The organism is Vibrio plantisponsor (assembly GCF_013041605.1).
GTDB classification, from domain to species: domain Bacteria; phylum Pseudomonadota; class Gammaproteobacteria; order Enterobacterales; family Vibrionaceae; genus Vibrio; species Vibrio plantisponsor.
This window is the reverse complement of sequence record NZ_JABEQC010000012.1, coordinates 52,477-69,487: the sequence shown is the minus strand read 5'-3', so window position 1 is coordinate 69,487 and position 17,011 is coordinate 52,477. Positions and strand designations below refer to the sequence as shown.

At 42.6% G+C, this 17,011-nt stretch carries 17 protein-coding genes; 4 read left to right on the top strand and 13 right to left on the bottom strand.

All coding sequences use genetic code 11. From position 1 onward, the window contains the following. Window positions 1-60: 60 nt before the first annotated feature. On the top strand, window positions 61-966 hold the full coding sequence (locus HKI82_RS16305) for an EamA family transporter (protein ID WP_171138572.1): 906 nt from the start codon (window positions 61-63) through the stop codon (window positions 964-966). 110 nt (window positions 967-1,076) lie between these two features. Continuing rightward, complete coding sequence (locus tag HKI82_RS16300; protein WP_102942219.1) at window positions 1,077-1,391, top strand: hypothetical protein; 315 nt, start codon at window positions 1,077-1,079, stop codon at window positions 1,389-1,391. Window positions 1,392-1,442: 51 nt separating this feature from the next. On the opposite strand, the gene leuE is transcribed toward HKI82_RS16300, so the two are convergent. From leuE to HKI82_RS16285, 3 genes are all read right to left on the bottom strand, one after another. Continuing rightward, on the bottom strand, window positions 1,443-2,084 hold the full coding sequence (leuE, locus tag HKI82_RS16295) for a leucine efflux protein LeuE (RefSeq protein WP_102942218.1): 642 nt from the start codon (window positions 2,082-2,084) through the stop codon (window positions 1,443-1,445). A 118-nt stretch (window positions 2,085-2,202) separates the two neighbouring features. Continuing rightward, window positions 2,203-2,808, bottom strand: a complete 606-nt coding sequence (locus HKI82_RS16290) for a HutD/Ves family protein (RefSeq protein WP_171138571.1) — start codon at window positions 2,806-2,808, stop codon at window positions 2,203-2,205. Beyond that, a complete protein-coding gene (locus HKI82_RS16285; RefSeq protein WP_171138570.1) occupies window positions 2,801-4,186 on the bottom strand; it encodes a formimidoylglutamate deiminase in 1,386 nt (461 codons plus the stop codon). Before HKI82_RS16285 ends, HKI82_RS16290 begins: the two co-directional genes overlap by 8 nt. Window positions 4,187-4,428: 242 nt before the next feature. Here HKI82_RS16285 and hutG point away from each other — a divergent pair, with 242 nt between their 5' ends. Further along, complete coding sequence (hutG, locus tag HKI82_RS16280; RefSeq protein ID WP_171138569.1) at window positions 4,429-5,241, top strand: N-formylglutamate deformylase; 813 nt, start codon at window positions 4,429-4,431, stop codon at window positions 5,239-5,241. 124 nt (window positions 5,242-5,365) lie between these two features. On the opposite strand, the gene HKI82_RS16275 is transcribed toward hutG, so the two are convergent. From HKI82_RS16275 to HKI82_RS16260, 4 genes are all read right to left on the bottom strand, one after another. Continuing rightward, entirely contained in the window at window positions 5,366-5,911 is a 546-nt protein-coding gene (locus tag HKI82_RS16275; protein ID WP_171138568.1) for a GNAT family N-acetyltransferase, read from the bottom strand. Beyond that, entirely contained in the window at window positions 5,911-6,405 is a 495-nt protein-coding gene (locus HKI82_RS16270; protein ID WP_171138567.1) for a GNAT family N-acetyltransferase, read from the bottom strand. The genes HKI82_RS16275 and HKI82_RS16270 overlap by 1 nt, the downstream gene beginning before the upstream one ends. A 90-nt stretch (window positions 6,406-6,495) precedes the next feature. Then, window positions 6,496-6,951, bottom strand: a complete 456-nt coding sequence (locus HKI82_RS16265; RefSeq protein WP_171138566.1) for a GNAT family N-acetyltransferase — start codon at window positions 6,949-6,951, stop codon at window positions 6,496-6,498. Between the two features lie 57 nt (window positions 6,952-7,008). Then, window positions 7,009-7,428 carry a rhodanese-like domain-containing protein gene (locus HKI82_RS16260; RefSeq protein WP_206361944.1) on the bottom strand — a complete coding sequence of 140 codons (420 nt, stop codon included), beginning with the start codon at window positions 7,426-7,428 and terminating at the stop codon, window positions 7,009-7,011. A 188-nt stretch (window positions 7,429-7,616) separates the two neighbouring features. Here HKI82_RS16260 and HKI82_RS16255 point away from each other — a divergent pair, with 188 nt between their 5' ends. Further along, window positions 7,617-8,468, top strand: coding sequence for a LysR family transcriptional regulator (locus HKI82_RS16255; protein ID WP_171138565.1), 852 nt, complete (start codon window positions 7,617-7,619; stop codon window positions 8,466-8,468). Between the two features lie 123 nt (window positions 8,469-8,591). On the opposite strand, the gene HKI82_RS16250 is transcribed toward HKI82_RS16255, so the two are convergent. The 6 genes from HKI82_RS16250 to HKI82_RS16225 all read right to left on the bottom strand — a co-directional run bounded on the left by HKI82_RS16250 (window position 8,592) and on the right by HKI82_RS16225 (window position 16,982). Then, window positions 8,592-8,795: a hypothetical protein gene (locus HKI82_RS16250; protein WP_102942210.1), complete on the bottom strand. Its 204-nt coding sequence runs from the start codon at window positions 8,793-8,795 to the stop codon at window positions 8,592-8,594. 277 nt (window positions 8,796-9,072) lie between these two features. After that, entirely contained in the window at window positions 9,073-9,285 is a 213-nt protein-coding gene (locus HKI82_RS16245; protein ID WP_171138564.1) for a cold-shock protein, read from the bottom strand. Window positions 9,286-9,692: 407 nt separating this feature from the next. Further along, the gene (locus HKI82_RS16240; protein ID WP_171138563.1) at window positions 9,693-11,252 is read right to left on the bottom strand and encodes an AbgT family transporter; all 1,560 of its coding nucleotides are present in this window, start codon (window positions 11,250-11,252) and stop codon (window positions 9,693-9,695) included. 393 nt (window positions 11,253-11,645) lie between these two features. Then, window positions 11,646-12,398, bottom strand: a complete 753-nt coding sequence (locus tag HKI82_RS16235) for an SDR family oxidoreductase (protein WP_171138562.1) — start codon at window positions 12,396-12,398, stop codon at window positions 11,646-11,648. Window positions 12,399-12,525: 127 nt separating this feature from the next. Continuing rightward, entirely contained in the window at window positions 12,526-13,443 is a 918-nt protein-coding gene (locus HKI82_RS16230; RefSeq protein ID WP_171138561.1) for an OmpA family protein, read from the bottom strand. Window positions 13,444-13,454: 11 nt separating this feature from the next. Beyond that, a complete protein-coding gene (locus tag HKI82_RS16225) occupies window positions 13,455-16,982 on the bottom strand; it encodes a TonB-dependent receptor (protein ID WP_171138560.1) in 3,528 nt (1,175 codons plus the stop codon). Between the last annotated feature and the right edge of the window lie 29 nt (window positions 16,983-17,011).

Genomic DNA, 17,011 nt, shown 5'->3' with positions numbered 1-17,011 from the left:
TGTACTGGTTTTATTACTCAAGCAATACTCTGATCATATTGTGAACACTAGGAGTTTATTGTGCAGGGAAAACATTTATTACTCGTTATTGGGGTTATGGTCATTTGGGGCGTGAATTTTTCCGCCATCAAACTCGGTGTTAACCAACTTGATCCTTTTTTGATTGCGGCTGCTCGATTCATACTGGCGACTTTTCCCATTATCTTTTTTGTCAAAAAGCCGAATGTCCCAATTAAATACTTAATGGCCTACGGTTTAGTCTTCGGCACAGGTATTTGGGGAATGGCGTATTGCTCGATTACTTTTGGACTTTCTTCGGGAATGGCCTCGGTTCTGCTGCAACTGGACGTGTTAACCAGTATCGCGGTAGGCGCTTTGCTTTATAAAGAAGTGATCACCAAACAAATGTGGTTTGGGATTCTCGCAGCACTGATTGGTTTAACTTTGTCGATTATCTATACCAATGGCAACATCACCTTGCTGGGGTTTATCTTCATTCTTATTGCAGCCATTTGCTGGCCTATGATGGGAGTGATTATCCGCCATTCAGAAACCAAAGCGCCATTCGCCTTTAACATCTGGGGAATGTTGTTTGCCCCTATTCCGCTTGTTCTGCTGAGCATTGCTATTAATGGATTGGAAGGCCTTATCACCACTTACGAACAGTGGAATGGCAGCGCATGGTTTTCGGTATTGTTTCAAGCCTACCCGACCACCCTATTCGGGTACTGGGTTTGGAACAAAATGGTACTCAGCTATCCCATGTCTAAGCTTGCACCGTTGACCCTGTTAACCAGTGTGTTTGCTTTGTTGAGTGGATATCTGTTCTTTGGTGAAACGCTCTCCACCGTTCAGTGGATTTCGTGCACGCTATTTTTAGCGGGTATTGTGGCTGTGCTCTATCCAAGCAAAGAAAAGCCGAGTATCAGCATTGGGAAATCTAAATATCGGCGCATTCCTACTTAATACTGACATGGTTTATCTGTATACTTGGCGGCTGTTTATCACTCAGCAGCCAAGTTTCAGAACTTGCCTAGTGGTAAAAAAAACCAGATTAACCAAACGCGGAGAACTTGATGACTGAGCAAAATGTTGGGCAAATTCTCAAAGCCTTCAACAGTATCGAAGCCAAAATTGAACAACAAAACAGTGCTTTAAGAGAGCTCAATCTGAAAGTAAAAACGTTGGAAAGCCAAAACAAACAATTGGCGCAAATGATCAACAAGCTTCAGACGCCAGCGGCGCCAAAAACCGATGTCGCACAGGTAGCGCTAACCAAACAGTTTCAGGCTAACGTTGCGAAAAGCTTGGATTCGATTGAAGACAAATCGAAGAAAGCGATAGAACTGATTAAAGCGAACTCGGGCGGTAAAAAGCGAGCTTGGCCGTAAAAATTCAAAAGGCTGCAGAAATGCAGCCTTTTCCAATTCCAAACAATCCAGTTAACTCAAGCTCGCCAAACGAGCTGCGAATCCCATAAAGAACATACCTAACAGACCATTACCTAGGTTCGCTAACGCTTTGTTGTTCTTAAACAGTTGAGTGAGTGATGTACCCAAAAAGATCAAAGCACTTAAATACACAATACTGAACACTTCTAAAATGGTTGCCAAAATCAGATAAGACGCCCAAGTGTGCTCATAGGTGTAATCAATAAACTGGATGAAGAACGACACATAAAAAAGAATCGCTTTTGGGTTGGTCAAACTCAAAGTAAGTGACTTAGCAAACACGTTCTCTTTCTTCTTAGGGCGCGCCATTTCTGCACCCTCTTCACCTTTTTTGCTCATCAATTGATGGATGATCTTAATACCTAAATACAGCAGGTAAGCCGCACCAAGATAGCGAATGATAGTGAACAAAACTGGAGAAGTTTGAATGAGTGAAGCGACCCCCAGATAAGAGAGCAGAATTAAAACAGCATCGCCGATTAACACACCAGACGCGGCTTGATAGCCAGCTTTCACACCCAGTGATGAGCTTGATTTCAATACATAAAGAGAGTTTGGACCCGGAGCAAGAATGATCATTGTCAGACCAACTAAATACGTCCAAATATTAATAACGCCAAACGCTTCTAACATATTGCCCTCTATATACTGCGCAGAATTGAAACAGAAATATACGCCCGAAGAATGTAAATATCCAGTTACAATATGATGACTTATTAAATTATTCACTCAAACATAAGTAAAAGAAAACTTAGTCAATTGAGTAAATGGAAATAGCCACTCCTGAGCCGCTTTCCAGTGTCACTTTTGCGGTGCGGCTAAACAGCAACATTGATTGGCTTTGCAGCTTTACCGTGTGAGGCTCTGACGCAAAGTTCAACGCCAGTAAACAATCACTATTAGCGTAGAAGCCCGTGAATAGCGTGTGCGAATCACGGCTAACATCAAAAGAGGCAGGAGAGAAAATGGCTTGCACATCCGAAGCTGCTTTGCCTTCTCTCACCATAATGTTGAGATCTTCAATTGCCCCGTTTGATAGGGTCGCATAGGTACTATCACCACCAGCGAAATGCGCAACAGACAACACTTGCTCAAGGTTATGTTGATATTCTTTTTGTGCGTTTTTATGGGACAGAAGCATCCCATTGCCCTTTAGCAAAACAAGCGTACGATGCAGTCCAGAAAAATCTGAGAACGCGCCATCTTCAACCACAGCAGCTTGGCTAACGCGATACAGCACATCATCGTTTTCTCGACTCACCGCAATTTCTAACGTTTCACCCAAGCCATTTTTCCACGGCATACGCAGATAGTCAGATTGAGGAACTACGCTAAACAAGTTTGAGTGATTAGACATCGTAAATAACCTTCTTAATCACTTTAGCGAACTCTGAACGGCTCATGACATCGAGCTCATGTCGTCCTTCGCTAATCACTTGCTTGCCTGCAACAAACACATCTTTCACCACATTTTCGCTGCATGCGAACAACCAACGATTCAGTACATCTTTGGTTTCGCTTGCGGCAATAAACGGATGGCTATCATCAAGCACCATAAAGTCTGCGCGCTGACCAACCGCTAAACCTAGCTCTACGCCACATGACTGATTGCCGCCCAATAACGCTTGCTTAAACAGGTTATCACCAATGCTGGTTTGCTCGCCTCGATATAGACGATTGCGTTGTTGATCACGAAGGCGTTGTCCGTATTCGAGAATACGCAGTTCTTCAACAATCGACAGGCTCACATGGCTATCTGAACCGATACCCCAGCGACCATTTAAACGTTCAAATTCAACACCAGGGAAAATGCCGTCACCCAAGTTTGCTTCTGTCGTCGGACACAAACCCACTACCGCTTTGCTGCTGGCAATTGCATTAAGCTCGCATTCATTCAAATGTGTCGCGTGAATTAAGTTCCAACGCTCATTCAAACCCACATGTTCATGCAACCACTCAACAGGACGTTGACCGCTCCATGCCAAACAGTCATTCACTTCTTTCTGCTGTTCAGAAATATGAATGTGTACCACTTTGTAGCTGTCTGATGAGCTCAATACTTCTTTGATTTGCTGCTCTGTTACCGCACGTAGTGAATGGAAACAGATACCAAGATTATGCAGCTTAGAACCAGCTAAGGCTTGTTCACATTGACTTTGCAGCTCCAAATAAGAGTGTGACGAGTTGATAAAGCGAGCTTGACCTTCGTTCGGAGCAAGCGCGCCAAAACCAGAATGAGAATACAGCACAGGTAGCAGCGTCAAACCAATACCAGAACGATCCGCGGCATTGATTAACTGGTGAGACATCTCAGCGCGGTTGGCATAGTGTTTACCCGCAACATCATGATGTAAGTAGTGGAATTCACCCACTTGGGTATAACCCGCTTTCAGCATGTCGATATAAAGCTGAGTCGCGATAACGTTGGCTTGTTCTGGCGAAAGTTTTTGTACAATGTTGTACATCAGTTCGCGCCAACTCCAAAAGCTATCATTTGGGTTCAAACACACTTCTGCCATTCCCGCCATTACACGTTGGAAAGCATGTGAATGCACGTTTGCTAAAGTCGGCAATACTGGGCCTATAAGCTTTGTTGCTCCCTCAACCGCTGAAGTATCCGATTCGACATGAGTAAACACTCCGTCGGTAACTTCGAAAGAGACATTGTTATGCCAACCATCAGCAAGCCAAGCTCGCTCAGCAAAGAAATAATGACGTGTTTGAGTCCCTGTCATGGTGAATTCCTAATTCAAAAAAGTAATCACTTGCGCTGTTTAAAATAAGTGTAATTTAGCTTCATATGTATATACAAGTTATATTTCCCCACTCAATTCACCTACAAAAACAAGGGTATTTAATACAGAAAAAAGTGAGATAAACGCAATAAATAATTAACCTCTCACTTGCAACAACGTTTTATGACAGCTAGATTAACAAATGTATATACATTTAATAAAGATAACGGAGTATCTGTCAAATGAGTCAGCCAAATTGTGTGCGTTCACCATTCGAATTTCATCAAGGAAGCGTCCCACTATTAGTGAGTATGCCTCATTCTGGTTTAGGTCTGACTCCAGAAGTTGAACAAGGCTTGACGGAAGCCGCTAAGAAACTTCCAGATACTGATTGGTTTATTCCAGAGCTTTATGAGTGTGTAAAAGAACTGGGCGCGAGCGTCATTTCAGCTAACTATTCTCGCTACGTGATTGACCTAAACCGACCAAGTGACGACAAACCACTCTACACAACAAAGACTACTGGCTTGTTCCCAGAGATCCTTTTCGACTCCACTCCCGTTTTCGTTGATGGTAAAGCACCAAGCGAAAGTGACCACAAACGCTATAAAGAACAGATTTGGCACCCATACCACTCCACAATTGAACAAGAACTCGCGCGCCTTAAATCTATTCACGGCTACGCCATCTTATTTGATGCCCACAGTATCGCTGCGCAAGTACCTATGTTGTTCGAAGGAACGTTGCCTGAATTCAACTGGGGAACCAACCAAGGCGAATCATGCAGCAGCGCGATTGTCGATGCTGTGATGGGCGCGGTTTCTGATCGCTACAGCCAAGTACTCAACGGACGCTTCAAAGGCGGTTTCATTACTCGCGGATTTGGTAAACCAAGTGAAAACATTCACGCCATTCAGCTTGAAATGTCACAAGACACTTACCTAAGCAATGACGCTCTCGCTCAAGGGAGATACGAGTTAGATGCGGATAAAGCCATCGCAATCAAATCGCAACTCAACGCGATATTAACTGCCGTTCTAAAAGTACAAATTTAACTGTTCAAAGCAATTCAATACAACAAGAGTTCTTAGATGCATGAAAAAATCCCCGCAGTAATCACTGTGGGGATTTTTGTTTCAGAGCATAAGTTCTACATAAATGAGAACAACGTAAATCTGTTTACTTGCCAAGCCAATGGCTGCGGCTCAAGCCATAAACAGCATGATCAACAACGCGTCCATTGAGATTCTCCGCACAAGTAATAATGCCTTCCAAGTTGAACCCCAAACGTTTACAAACATTGCGACTGGGTGCGTTATCAACGGCGGCTGAAATCTCTACCTTCTGCATATTCAGTTCACGAAACGCCATTTCGATGAGCTTAGATACTGAACGGGTGACGATACCTTTACCCTTAAACTTTTCCCGCAGCCAGTAACCGATTTCGACCTTTTTAAGATCATGATTGATGGTATTGAAACTGATGTTTCCCACCAGCTCGTCTTCATAGAACATTGCGCAAACCAGTGACTTTCCATCGGCATAATCGTGCAGTGAACGTTGAATGAAACTTAGGAAGAACGCTTCACTATCAGCATGAGGAGGCCAAGCTAACCACTGGCTTAAATACTCACGTTCACTTTGAACAATCTCAAAATAGCGAGCTGCGAATGAAGGCTGCACCAAAACCAGCTTTAAATTCTTTTCTATTCTCAGGCTAAACATTATTCCCCCTGTAAAGCGTATCTCATCATTTTGGCACCTTCACCATAGGTTGATGAAATGCTCTGCTTGTCTACTACGCTGAAGCCCATATTGCTCCAAAACGTTGATGAACCTTGTACTGCCACCAAGCGAATTTCATCAAAGCCCGTTGTTTTTGCTATTGAAATTAAGTGGCTAACCAACTTAGTACCTATACCTTTACCTGCTGCTCTGTCTGATATCGCGAGATCATGAAGAAACAAATACGAATGCAAAGTCTCAGATTGTTCTGGTAAAGGTTTAAACAGTTTCGGCGGTGTTTCTTTATCCCAAGCATGAGCCAACAGATATCCCAGCACTGACTCTTTATCTTGATACACGAAACAGCACTGCGGTGTGCGACGCCATTTACTTTGCAACACCTCTATCGTTTCAGGCTCTACTTGCAAATAGACTTCAGACTGCACTGAGAGTATTCCTGCCCATGTGTTTTCATCAATTGGCTTTATTGACATTCTGACTCTTCAAATAGATGGCAGAGTTTTTTGTTTATATGTACGGTTCTCAGAATGACAGCTTCAAATGAAAGTCGCAATCAGGGATAACTAATTAAATTCATTGTGGTTCCAGAAGAACCTTTGCTTCTCTTTATTAATCGCGCCCAACTTGCGATAAAAGCCAATCGCGTTAGTATTTGATGTTGGTGTCTGCCATTGAATTTCTGATAAAGAAAGTTCATCAGCCAACTCTGAAGCTTTCATCATCATCGCTTTGCCTAAGCCTTTGCCTCTGACTTCAGGTCTAAGATAAAGGCAATCCAAGTAGAGATAGTGTTTCATCTCCCATGTTGAAAACTGCTTTATCAGGCTCATATACCCCACAACTCGACTATCGATTTCGACAACCCAGATTGCTGCGGGGTATGTGTGATTCTCTAAACAATGAAGCTGGTCAGATACAACCAGAGTGTGGCCTTCATAATCTGCGTGCTCGCACATTAGTTGCCAAATATCGTAAACATCATCTGAGCAACTCATACGGATATCGATTCGATGATTCACTTTTTCACTCCAAGGTAACCTGTTCACAGCTTGAGTTTTACTCTATTAAACCATCATTTAGCTTTGTGCTTCACCTAATCGGCGATTCACAGGGTAACGCTCGAAATCTTCCCAATACTGAATACCGCCAATCATCTCTTTAACAGCAAAACCCAAAGCTGAAATTTTCTTAGCCGCTTTAGTCGCACCGTTACACCCCGGCCCCCAACAATAAACAACAAAGGTAGTGTCTTTCGGATAGTGAGCAAAAGACTCCGCATTGATGTTGGCGTGAGGCATACTCTCTGCAGTGATAGCGTGGCTTTTGTTATAGGCCTCGACACTTCGAACATCGAGCAAAATGAATTCTTTGTTGCTCTCTTTTATATCAGCGTAAACATCTGAGCAATCCGTTTCAAAGCTCAGCTTGTTGCTAAAAAACGCATTCGCTGTTTCGCTGTCAGCCGCTGGGTGGGCAAGTACACTCGACATAGTCATAATGATTTATCTCCTTAACGTTGTATAACCAAAGCCATGTTGTTTGTTTCCTAGCCAGTGTATTGACCAAGCATAGCGATGAGAATTCGTAGTTTCTGAAGGGAGCGTTAAGAGAAAACAAATATACTTTTGCTTCTGATAGCCGATAATGGAGCATCAATTGCTGAGAATGGAACGTACTGGATTAGATGGAATTTTATCACCTACGCTCATTTGTTGTTGTCGCTCAAACAGGAAACTTAACCCTAGCGGCTAAGCAGCTATACACAACGCCACCAGCCGTCAGCGCACACATCAAAGCGCTGGAAGAAGAGCTGCAAGTGCCACTTTTTGTACGAACCAGTAAAGGGATGAAACTGACCGAAAAAGGCGAACTGTTACTTAAAAAAGCGCAGAAAACCTTAGATTCCGCGTTTGATTTAGTGAACGCCGCGGCATCAAGTCAGGATGAAATCGTCGGTACGTTTCGTTTGGCGTTGAATCAAAAACCAGCCCAGCTTGAAATCCCTCGCCTGATAGAGAACTTACTGGAAAGTACACCCGGTATTACATTGCAAATCCACCCTATGTCTACAGGGAAAACGATTGAAGCAATACGCTCTGAAGAGATGGACGGAGGTTTTGTATATGGGGAAGTGCCGAGCGATTTCGTCTCAGTGAAAGTTAAATCGCAGAAAATCACAACGATTGCCCCATTCGGCTTTCACTCCGATACGCCTTTAGAAAAGAGTCTCTGGATTACCATGGGTTACTACTGCCCGTTTGATGATTTTCTAAAAATGAAGTTGGGCGATGATATCAATGCCATTACCAGCAGTGATGATGATGCAACTCGATTAGAGCTAGTAAGAAGTGGGCTGGGACTGAGTTTTTATGAACTTGAAGACGCAAAGGAACATGCGCAGAACAATCAAATCACCATCATTCCAGATTTAGACTTCGAGGCTGAGCTCTACTTTATTGTGCCAAAGAACAAAGCGAATTCGCCGATTGCCAAAGCAGTTATACAAGAGATCTGTTCAATCTGGGAAATAGCGTAGACATCCAAATAGGTAATAAGGTCGCGTAGCGCGGAAAAGACCAGAGAGGTCTAAATAGGATCAACTAGATGGATGTAAGGAAAGCCACAAGATCAAGTAAGACTGTGGCAAATCAATCTGGAGCTATTGGTGCTGCTTAAAGAAGCGTTCAGCACTTGCGAAAAGAGATTCGCAGAGTTTTTCCTGCGCTTTGAATTCATCGGAACCAGCCGTCATTGTTTCAAGAGTCTCTTTTGCACTATGGTATTCACCTACCATTTGCTCAAATTTTGCTTCGTAGCCACTTTTCCAAGCTTTCTTTGCAACTTTATCTCGTCTTTTTCTCATTCACTATTCCTATACTGAAAAGCATTTTTTAAAAGATATTCACTCTTAGATTTATATTTTATAGAAATAATAAAAACTTCAGTAACAACGAAATTAAAACCAGAGTTACATAAAAATAAAAAAACAAAAATATCGATTAAACAGACTATTCAGGTCATCAAAAATAAATTATTCACTTGCGCGAATTTAGGATAAAAGCTTCTCGAAATGTTTTTATCCTACTCGTTCTTTTTCTATTTAAATAAGCAACTCGTGCTTATTTATTTCTAGAGCTAACTTAAGCTGCTATAACGTTAGTCGCCTGAGCGCCTTTAGCACCCTGCTCAACGCTAAATGTTACTTTCTGTCCTTCAGCTAAGGTTTTAAAGCCTTCTGAAACGATAGAGTTAAAGTGAACAAATAGATCTGGACCACCATTGTCTTGAGAAATGAAGCCAAAACCTTTTGTTTCGTTAAACCATTTTACTGAGCCAGTTGCTTTATTAGACATAATAAATACCTCGTTAATCATCATAAAATCCAAAATCGAGGCTATTTGATGGAAGATGAAGAATAAGTTGCCGCAGGAGTAGTATAACGAAATCGATCGAAAGAAAACTGAGAAGAGACTTGAACTAAACATTTCATAAATAGCTCACGTTTAAGAGCTGTGTGCACTATACACCGATTAGTTCAAATAGATATAAATATTTGTGAATATTTTTATTTATGCTGATTCAAGGACAATAAAACATGCAATATTTTGGGTGATAGCTCATGCAATAATTCCTTTCACTTTTAGGCAATGTCCGTCATAACCTGCGCATATTCAACACCATTATTCTGACGTTATACACTCCCCATAAAAGCAAAAAAAACCTGCACAATATTTGGCAGGTTTTTTTGTATTCGGCGTGGCTACATTACGTATTCGTATGGTGCTTGGATACCTAGTGGAATACCTACCGCCCAGTAAGCAAGTAAGAACACAGTCCAACCAATCAGCATCGCGATAGAGAATGGCATCATCAGAGAAGCCAGAGTACCGATACCAGTAGACTTCACGTAACGTTGGCAGTAAACCACTACCAGTGGGAAGAACACCATCAGAGGCGAAATGATGTTAGATACCGAATCACCAACACGGTAAGCCGCTTGAGAAAGCTCAGGTGAGATGCCCACCGCCATCAGCATTGGCACTAGAATTGGACCAATCAATGCCCATTTCGCAGACGCAGAACCGATGATTAGGTTAACTGAGGCAGTTAGCAGGATCATACCCACGATTGTTGCTTCACCCGGAAGGTTCATTGCTTTCAAACCTTCAGCACCGTATAGCGCTAGCATAGTACCGATGTTTGATTGAGCGAAAACCGATAGAAACTGAGCACAGAAGAACGACATTACGATGTATGCACCCATGGTAGACATAGTCGTTGCCATCGCTTTGATGATGTCATTACTGGTTTTAAATGTGCCAGAAACTCGCCCGTAGACATAACCTGGAATGATGAACAGGATAAAGATCAACGGCACAATCGACTTCATGATTGGCGCTGAAAACGCAGTAATCTGACCATCTGGAGAGCGTAGTGCTGAGTCTTCAGGCATTAGCGCAGCAACAAGAAGCGCGATACCAGCAACCATTGCCCAACCTGCGTAACGGAAAGCTTTTGATTCTAGCTCAGTGAAAGACGCAAGATCCGGCGCTTTTTCTGCATCTTCATCAATTGGCGTGTTTGCCAAACGTGGCTCGATAATTTTCTCTGTTACATACCAACCAATAGCAATAACCACAACAGAAGAAAGACCAGTAAAGATGATGTTCGCCAGAGGGTTTACTACGTACTCAGGGTCAAGAACCTGAGCCGCTGTCTGAGTAAAACCCGCTAACAATGGATCGATACCAGAAGGGATAAAGTTCGCTGAGAAGCCACCAGAAACACCAGCAAATGCCGCTGCAATACCCGCTAGCGGATGACGACCTGCTGCGTGGAAAATAATACCACCCAGAGGAATAACCAGTACGTAACCTGCATCAGCTGCGGTGTGTGACACAATCGCTACCAGAATCAGCATTGGCGTTAATAGCTTCGCTGGCGTGAAGTTCAGCATCTTCTTCAGACCAGTAGTGATGAAGCCAGAAGAATCAGCCACACCCACACCTAACATCGCAACCAACACGATGCCTAGCGGTGCAAAGCCAGTGAACGTTGTAACCATGCTCGCAAGAAAGTTCGCTAGTGACTCACCAGTTAGCAAATTTTTAATGACCAGCGCTTCGCCAGTTCTTGGGTTCACAAGGTCAAACGAAACGTTTGATAACAGTGCGGACGCAACCCAAGTAATAACGAGTGCCCAGAAGAATAGAATTGCCGGATCAGGGATCTTGTTACCTGCCCGTTCAATGAAATTAAGAAAACGATCCATACCGCTCGGCTTCGGTGATGTCGCTTGATTTAATGCTTGGTTACTCATCGTAACTCCATAATCAAAGATGTTGGTTCCAAAGGCTTTCTAAAAATCATTATTTCAGCCCATTTTTCAACGTTTGATTCTATTAAATCCACCAAACAAAAGCACAAGACACTATACACGATGAAATACTTAGATACATATTTCGAAAAAACGTAAATAATGTGCAACAAATAAACATCAAAGAAGATCGAAAGTTAAAACAACTCCAGAACTGATATGAAACAGATCACAACAAAACTTAAAAAATAACCATGGTTAAAGGAATATCTCTCAGCTAAATAGATAACGGTTATCTATTTGATTTTATGACACTGTTAACATTTACGTCTCAAGACAGTCGAAGGATGTACACTCTGGCAATCTTTCACTCGTTCCATTTATTCTCGTAACAGCTCACAAACCACCAGCTAGATCCAAAAAGTTACCTGTAGAAAAAGATGACTTTTCTGAAGCTAACCAGTAGATAGCTTCTGCGACTTCTTCGGGGAGACCACCTCGCTGGAGCGGGATTTTGGATTTCAATCTTTCAATTCGTTCGGGCTCACCACCATCAGCATGCATGTCAGTATGAATTAATCCGGGACGGACGCAGTTAACGCGAATGCCCTCTGCTGCTACCTCAAGAGACAAACCTTTCGTAAGAGTATCTATCGCGCCTTTCGATGCAGCGTAATCGATATATTCGTTTGGAGAACCAGAACGAGAAGCGGTTGATGATACATTCACAATCACACCTCCCTGCCCACCATGACGGGTAGACATGCGTTTAACTGCTTCTCGGCAACAGAGAAAATAACTGGTGACATTATTACTGAGGATAGTATTGATTCTCTCAGCACCCATCTCATCCAGACGCATCTGCTTTTTCAAGATCCCAGCATTGTTAACAAGCACTGTAAGAGTACCCAACTGCTTATCCACGGTTTCAAACAGTCGCATGACATCTGCTTCTTGGGAGGCATCAGCCTGTACCGCAATACATTGACCACCCATTACCACAATCTCTTCCACAACGCTTGCCGCCGCATCGGCATTTGATTTGTAGTTGATACACACCGCATAACCTTGGCGAGCAAAGAGTTTTGCTGTCTCTGCGCCAATACCTCGCCCACCGCCGGTGATAATCGCAACTTTTGGTGAATTCATACTGCTTCCTTGTTGTCTGACTTCTGTAATCAACGTCTCTGTTGTTCGTAATTTTTAATATTTTCTCTAGCCAATGTGCGTTTCAATACTCGTTAATAAAACTAGAGTCATAACATCATGTTTTAACTTATTTCTTACTTTGTTGAACGGTTTCTTCTCTAAAGACAACAAAAACACGGCGATTTTTTTTGTTGGCCACCAATGATTTCTCATGCACAAGGGGCTCACTTTCGCCAAACGATTTCACTTCCCATATAAACGAATCAGTGTTCGCAACCTTGGTTTCCAAGTACGCCTTTACCGCTTCGGCTCTATTTAACGCTAGCTTTTTGTTATAGCTAACAGAACCTTGATAATCAGTATGCCCAGCGATCAATATATGCCCTTGCAACTCTTCTAGCTTTAAAGCAATCGTATCCAGTTCTTGCTTATCTTCCTCTCTCAAGGTTGCATCATCAAACTCAAAGTGAGAGGTTAAAGCGACAAAAACTTTGCGTTTTGGCTTAGGTGGTAAACACGAAGCATGAGTTTCCGTTTCCAACATTTGCTCAAACATCACATACGCACGACGGTTGGCAGCATTAGCCTCTAATGTTTTTTCCTTAAATAGCGGCACCTTCTCTCCGAAGTGTTTGAGTTCCCATTGATATTCATTATTAGGCAGATTTTTTAGTAGGTACTCTTTGACCGAGTTTGCACGACGTAGCGACAACTGCTCATTGTAGGTCTCTGAACCTTGGTAATCTGTATGTGCCGCTATGGATATACGACCTTTCAGTTTCCTGATATCGCGCACAAACTGATCCAACGCTGCGCTATCTTCTTGTTTTAACTCATACCTATCAAAATCAAAATGTTCAGCAACTGCAATTTTTATTTCTCTCTGAGGGGATAGACACTCTGCAATAAGGAACTTACTGACTCGATGATCGTATTTATCGACATTTTCTTGGCTAACATATGTGTCGGTACTGCATGCAGCTAATGCCAAAACACTGAAACCTGAAGCTATCGTTAATTTAACTTTACGGCTCAAACCACTCATTGCGCCTTCCTCTAGATCTTGCCGATTAAGTTAATGAAGAGACCTTGTGCATCATAGTCATCATCATTAGTTAAGTTGTCATCAAAGCGGGAGAAGTTGTATCCCACACCTATTTTAAAGTTATCACTAACATATTTATTGAACGAAACGAGCGCGCCATCTTCTACTTCATCGAACTGTGTATCGATCTTCCAGTGATACTGACCAGTAATGTCCCAACCTTTCATAATTAAATATGAGGCACTTAGCCCTGCCAGATAGATGTCTGTATCAACATCAACATCTGCGCCAGATGCACGGCTAAATATCTGGTTTTTGTCTTTGTAGGCAAGTTTGGTTCCAAACTCCCAGTTCGCATCCCATTGATAGAGAGCTTCCGTTTCTATGATATGACTGACTTCATCTGAATAAGTGGCATCTCGGCTCAGATTGTCAAAGTCAACGAGGTAGGTGTAGCGCGACAACAAGTTAAGATTGTCGTTATATACTGGGCGATATGCCAAACTTATTGTTGACTCAATAAAGCGAGCCAGTAGCTCGTTATTCGTATCATCTTCTGAACGTGAATAGTTGAACTTTCCATATAGTGTGTATTCTTCCGTCAGATGATGGGTGTAACTATTTGTCGTCACCCACTGAATGACTTTTTCATTCGTTTGTTGTGCTTCGTCAACTCGGTACTCTAGTTTGTGTTTGAGTATCACATCATACAAATCAGCAGCGACATTGAAGCTTACGGCTTTGCGTTGTACGACGCCCACTATGGCGTTTTCTGGGTTAACCCCGTAGTCTATTTCGCCCTGTTGATAGGAAACGCCCACATCGACGTCATCATTTACTTCGTTATCAAAACCAAAAGAATCGATACGACCTTTGCCATTATTTTCTTTAACGAACTGGTTTTCCTGATAAAAATCGACGGTTTGAGTCAAAGCAGCCCTTTGCCCCAAAATAACGTTATTTTGGTCTTCATAGTTGTCATCAACGTAAGTGACATAAGTCGAATAGTCTCGATTCACGTCATAGTTGATTGTCCCTTCTGTCGCCTCGCCTCTGTCACCCGCAGTATAAGAGGCTCCTAGGGTAATATCGTCAAAAACACGAGTCTCGCCACCCACTGTGACACTGTCGTTTTCATCGTAGCTATCGGTATTATCTACGGTAGTTTGACCTTTGATATAAACACTGTTCTCGCTATCCCAAAAATATTCCGCTTTCGCTCCCAAGAGCGTGCCTGTGCCAGACTCTTTTTCTTGGTTTAGCTCTTTAATTTGTTTACCAGCAACAGATAACTTGAAATTGTCGGCGATTAGGAACTGTGTTTCGGCTTCTACTTGTTCACTGTCAGTTTCTAATCTGCCATCCACTTCTTTTTCTTCCATCGAAGTAAAGCGAGTAGCAAATTGAATAGAGTCGCTAAGTTGGAATCGGAATTCTGCTCCATATGACTCTTGTTCTAAATTGTCATTTTGACTGGCATAAGAATAATCCGCATCTTTCGATTTATACCAAGCTTTGATGTCATTTCCCACAGCACCAAAAATGCTCGGAGCTAAATCATATAAGCTTGCAACACCAAGTACTTGCAGGTTATTGCCTTGTCTGTCGCCTTCTGTTGCCGAGGTAATAGGTGTAAAAGTCAAACCACCATCAAACGAAATAAAGTTACTATCGGTCTGAGTACCTTTTGTTTGACCAAGCTCGGTCTTCAAATAAGTACCTTCTGTCGCTCTTAAGGTTAAATCGGCAGAGTAAAGCTCATAATCTTGCGCATCTTTTTCCTCACTTGCGTAGGTAGCGCCCAGCCCAACATAGTCATTAACCCATCCCTTTATTCGACCACCTAAAACCATCGCTTCTTTAGCACTGCTTCCAGTAGGAACGTATTCATAGTCCACCGCTAAATAGTTTTCATAGCCACCGCGAGGTGAATCGCTTATCACATCACCAAAGCTACTCGAAACAATGTCAGACAGTGGTTTGGTTAGAATGATGCGACCTTGGTAATCATCGATCTCATAATCAACGCCTTCTGTCAGTACGATCTCTTTCTCAACAATACCGCTATCCTTGTTGGTGACTTTGACCATGACCTTATCACTACCGGGGATCACTTCTCCGTGTTGCAGAAAGTAAAGGGAGCCTCCCGTTCCAAGAAATTCGTCATGAGCAAACAAAGATTCACTTTGAGAAGCAAAACCAACAATGTTTAATCGATCTTCACCATATTTGGTCGTTGAACGGGTACGATAATCACCTTTAAAACCGTACAAACTGCGGTTGTAATCGCTATTATCCGTCCCTGCAATTCCAGTGTTGAAGTTACCCCACAAGTACTGTGATTTGTCGTACTCGACGTCTAAATACACCTTTCCTTGTGTATTCACCACTTTACGGATGTTGGAACCATCACCGTAGTGACCATACATCATCTCGTCATCACCATCGACGATATCAAATACCGTAGAATTATCATTCGAGGCGAAAGGATGCTTAAACATGTCTTTGATGGCATGTTCTTGTGTATCAACATGGGCAGTAACTCTCAGCTTATCGCCAAATTTTCCCTGCCCAAAATAGGCTAATCGCCCTTGGCTATAGATGTCTTTTTCATACTGGTCATTTACATCTAATGCCCCAGTGCTACCACTTACACGGTTAGAACCAATATAAAAATCCGCTAAGCCTGCTTGTGCGTAGTATGTGTCGGGAATACGAGCATAAAGGGAAAAGCGACGTTCTTCTCCGTCATCAAATACTACGGTTGTCGGGAAGTTATAAGCGTCTGTTGGTAAGAATATTTCTGCATAAAGCTCGCCTTCGACAACGTCAAATTCATCCTCACCGATAACAACTTTGTCGACACCATGGAGCCCCGTACCCATAAATTTAGCCAACCCTGATGAAGTCGGAATGTTATGGCGCATCAGGTTCGCCCGACCAAGTTGACGCCCTTTATCTGACTGACCCGTATTTTTATCTATCGATACTTCTTTATCAGGTCGAACAAGGTCAACCACACCCAATGTGGTGGTATCCATATTCCCCTCTTCATCCCAAGCTTTCAGGCGGAAAATCAATTGTTGACCTAGCTTAAACTTATGCTCGGCATCCGTAGTCCCATCCCATTCAATACTGGTGCTATTTGCCAACTGTTGGCCTTTCTGAACGACTAACGGCTGTGATAGATGTCGGTCTCCACCACGATAGACTTCTAACTGCCATGACTTAATGTAATAGCCATAGTTAGTGTCGACGGAAAAACTCATAGGACTGACAAACTTGCCGTTTTCAACTTCAACCTCGTCAGTTACGCTAACGGCTAAAACGGGGTTAAATTTTGTTATATCTCGGCTTGCCCAAATCGCGCCTTGTTCTAGGTAGATACGCGAGCTATCTGTTTGCTCATGAACATTGATCTTCTCCGACATTCTAGTGGAGCGAAGCTGCTTTAACTCGTCGGGATCCTTTGCGACAGAAACTGTTGGCAGGCTTGCCATAATGCAAGCCGTTAAATAGTGTTTTTTTAATAAACTCATACGGATTTTATTGAGAGGGTTCGATCGAT

Coding starts and splice junctions, on each gene's coding strand:
- HKI82_RS16300 (WP_102942219.1), top strand. CDS start 1,077: ATGACTGAGCAAAATGTTGGGCAAATTCTCAAAGCCTTCAACAGTATC.
- leuE (WP_102942218.1), bottom strand. CDS start 2,084: ATGTTAGAAGCGTTTGGCGTTATTAATATTTGGACGTATTTAGTTGGT.
- HKI82_RS16290 (WP_171138571.1), bottom strand. CDS start 2,808: ATGTCTAATCACTCAAACTTGTTTAGCGTAGTTCCTCAATCTGACTAT.
- HKI82_RS16285 (WP_171138570.1), bottom strand. CDS start 4,186: ATGACAGGGACTCAAACACGTCATTATTTCTTTGCTGAGCGAGCTTGG.
- hutG (WP_171138569.1), top strand. CDS start 4,429: ATGAGTCAGCCAAATTGTGTGCGTTCACCATTCGAATTTCATCAAGGA.
- HKI82_RS16275 (WP_171138568.1), bottom strand. CDS start 5,911: ATGTTTAGCCTGAGAATAGAAAAGAATTTAAAGCTGGTTTTGGTGCAG.
- HKI82_RS16270 (WP_171138567.1), bottom strand. CDS start 6,405: ATGTCAATAAAGCCAATTGATGAAAACACATGGGCAGGAATACTCTCA.
- HKI82_RS16260 (WP_206361944.1), bottom strand. CDS start 7,428: ATGACTATGTCGAGTGTACTTGCCCACCCAGCGGCTGACAGCGAAACA.
- HKI82_RS16255 (WP_171138565.1), top strand. CDS start 7,617: ATGGAATTTTATCACCTACGCTCATTTGTTGTTGTCGCTCAAACAGGA.
- HKI82_RS16250 (WP_102942210.1), bottom strand. CDS start 8,795: ATGAGAAAAAGACGAGATAAAGTTGCAAAGAAAGCTTGGAAAAGTGGC.
- HKI82_RS16245 (WP_171138564.1), bottom strand. CDS start 9,285: ATGTCTAATAAAGCAACTGGCTCAGTAAAATGGTTTAACGAAACAAAA.
- HKI82_RS16240 (WP_171138563.1), bottom strand. CDS start 11,252: ATGAGTAACCAAGCATTAAATCAAGCGACATCACCGAAGCCGAGCGGT.
- HKI82_RS16235 (WP_171138562.1), bottom strand. CDS start 12,398: ATGAATTCACCAAAAGTTGCGATTATCACCGGCGGTGGGCGAGGTATT.
- HKI82_RS16230 (WP_171138561.1), bottom strand. CDS start 13,443: ATGAGTGGTTTGAGCCGTAAAGTTAAATTAACGATAGCTTCAGGTTTC.
- HKI82_RS16225 (WP_171138560.1), bottom strand. CDS start 16,982: ATGAGTTTATTAAAAAAACACTATTTAACGGCTTGCATTATGGCAAGC.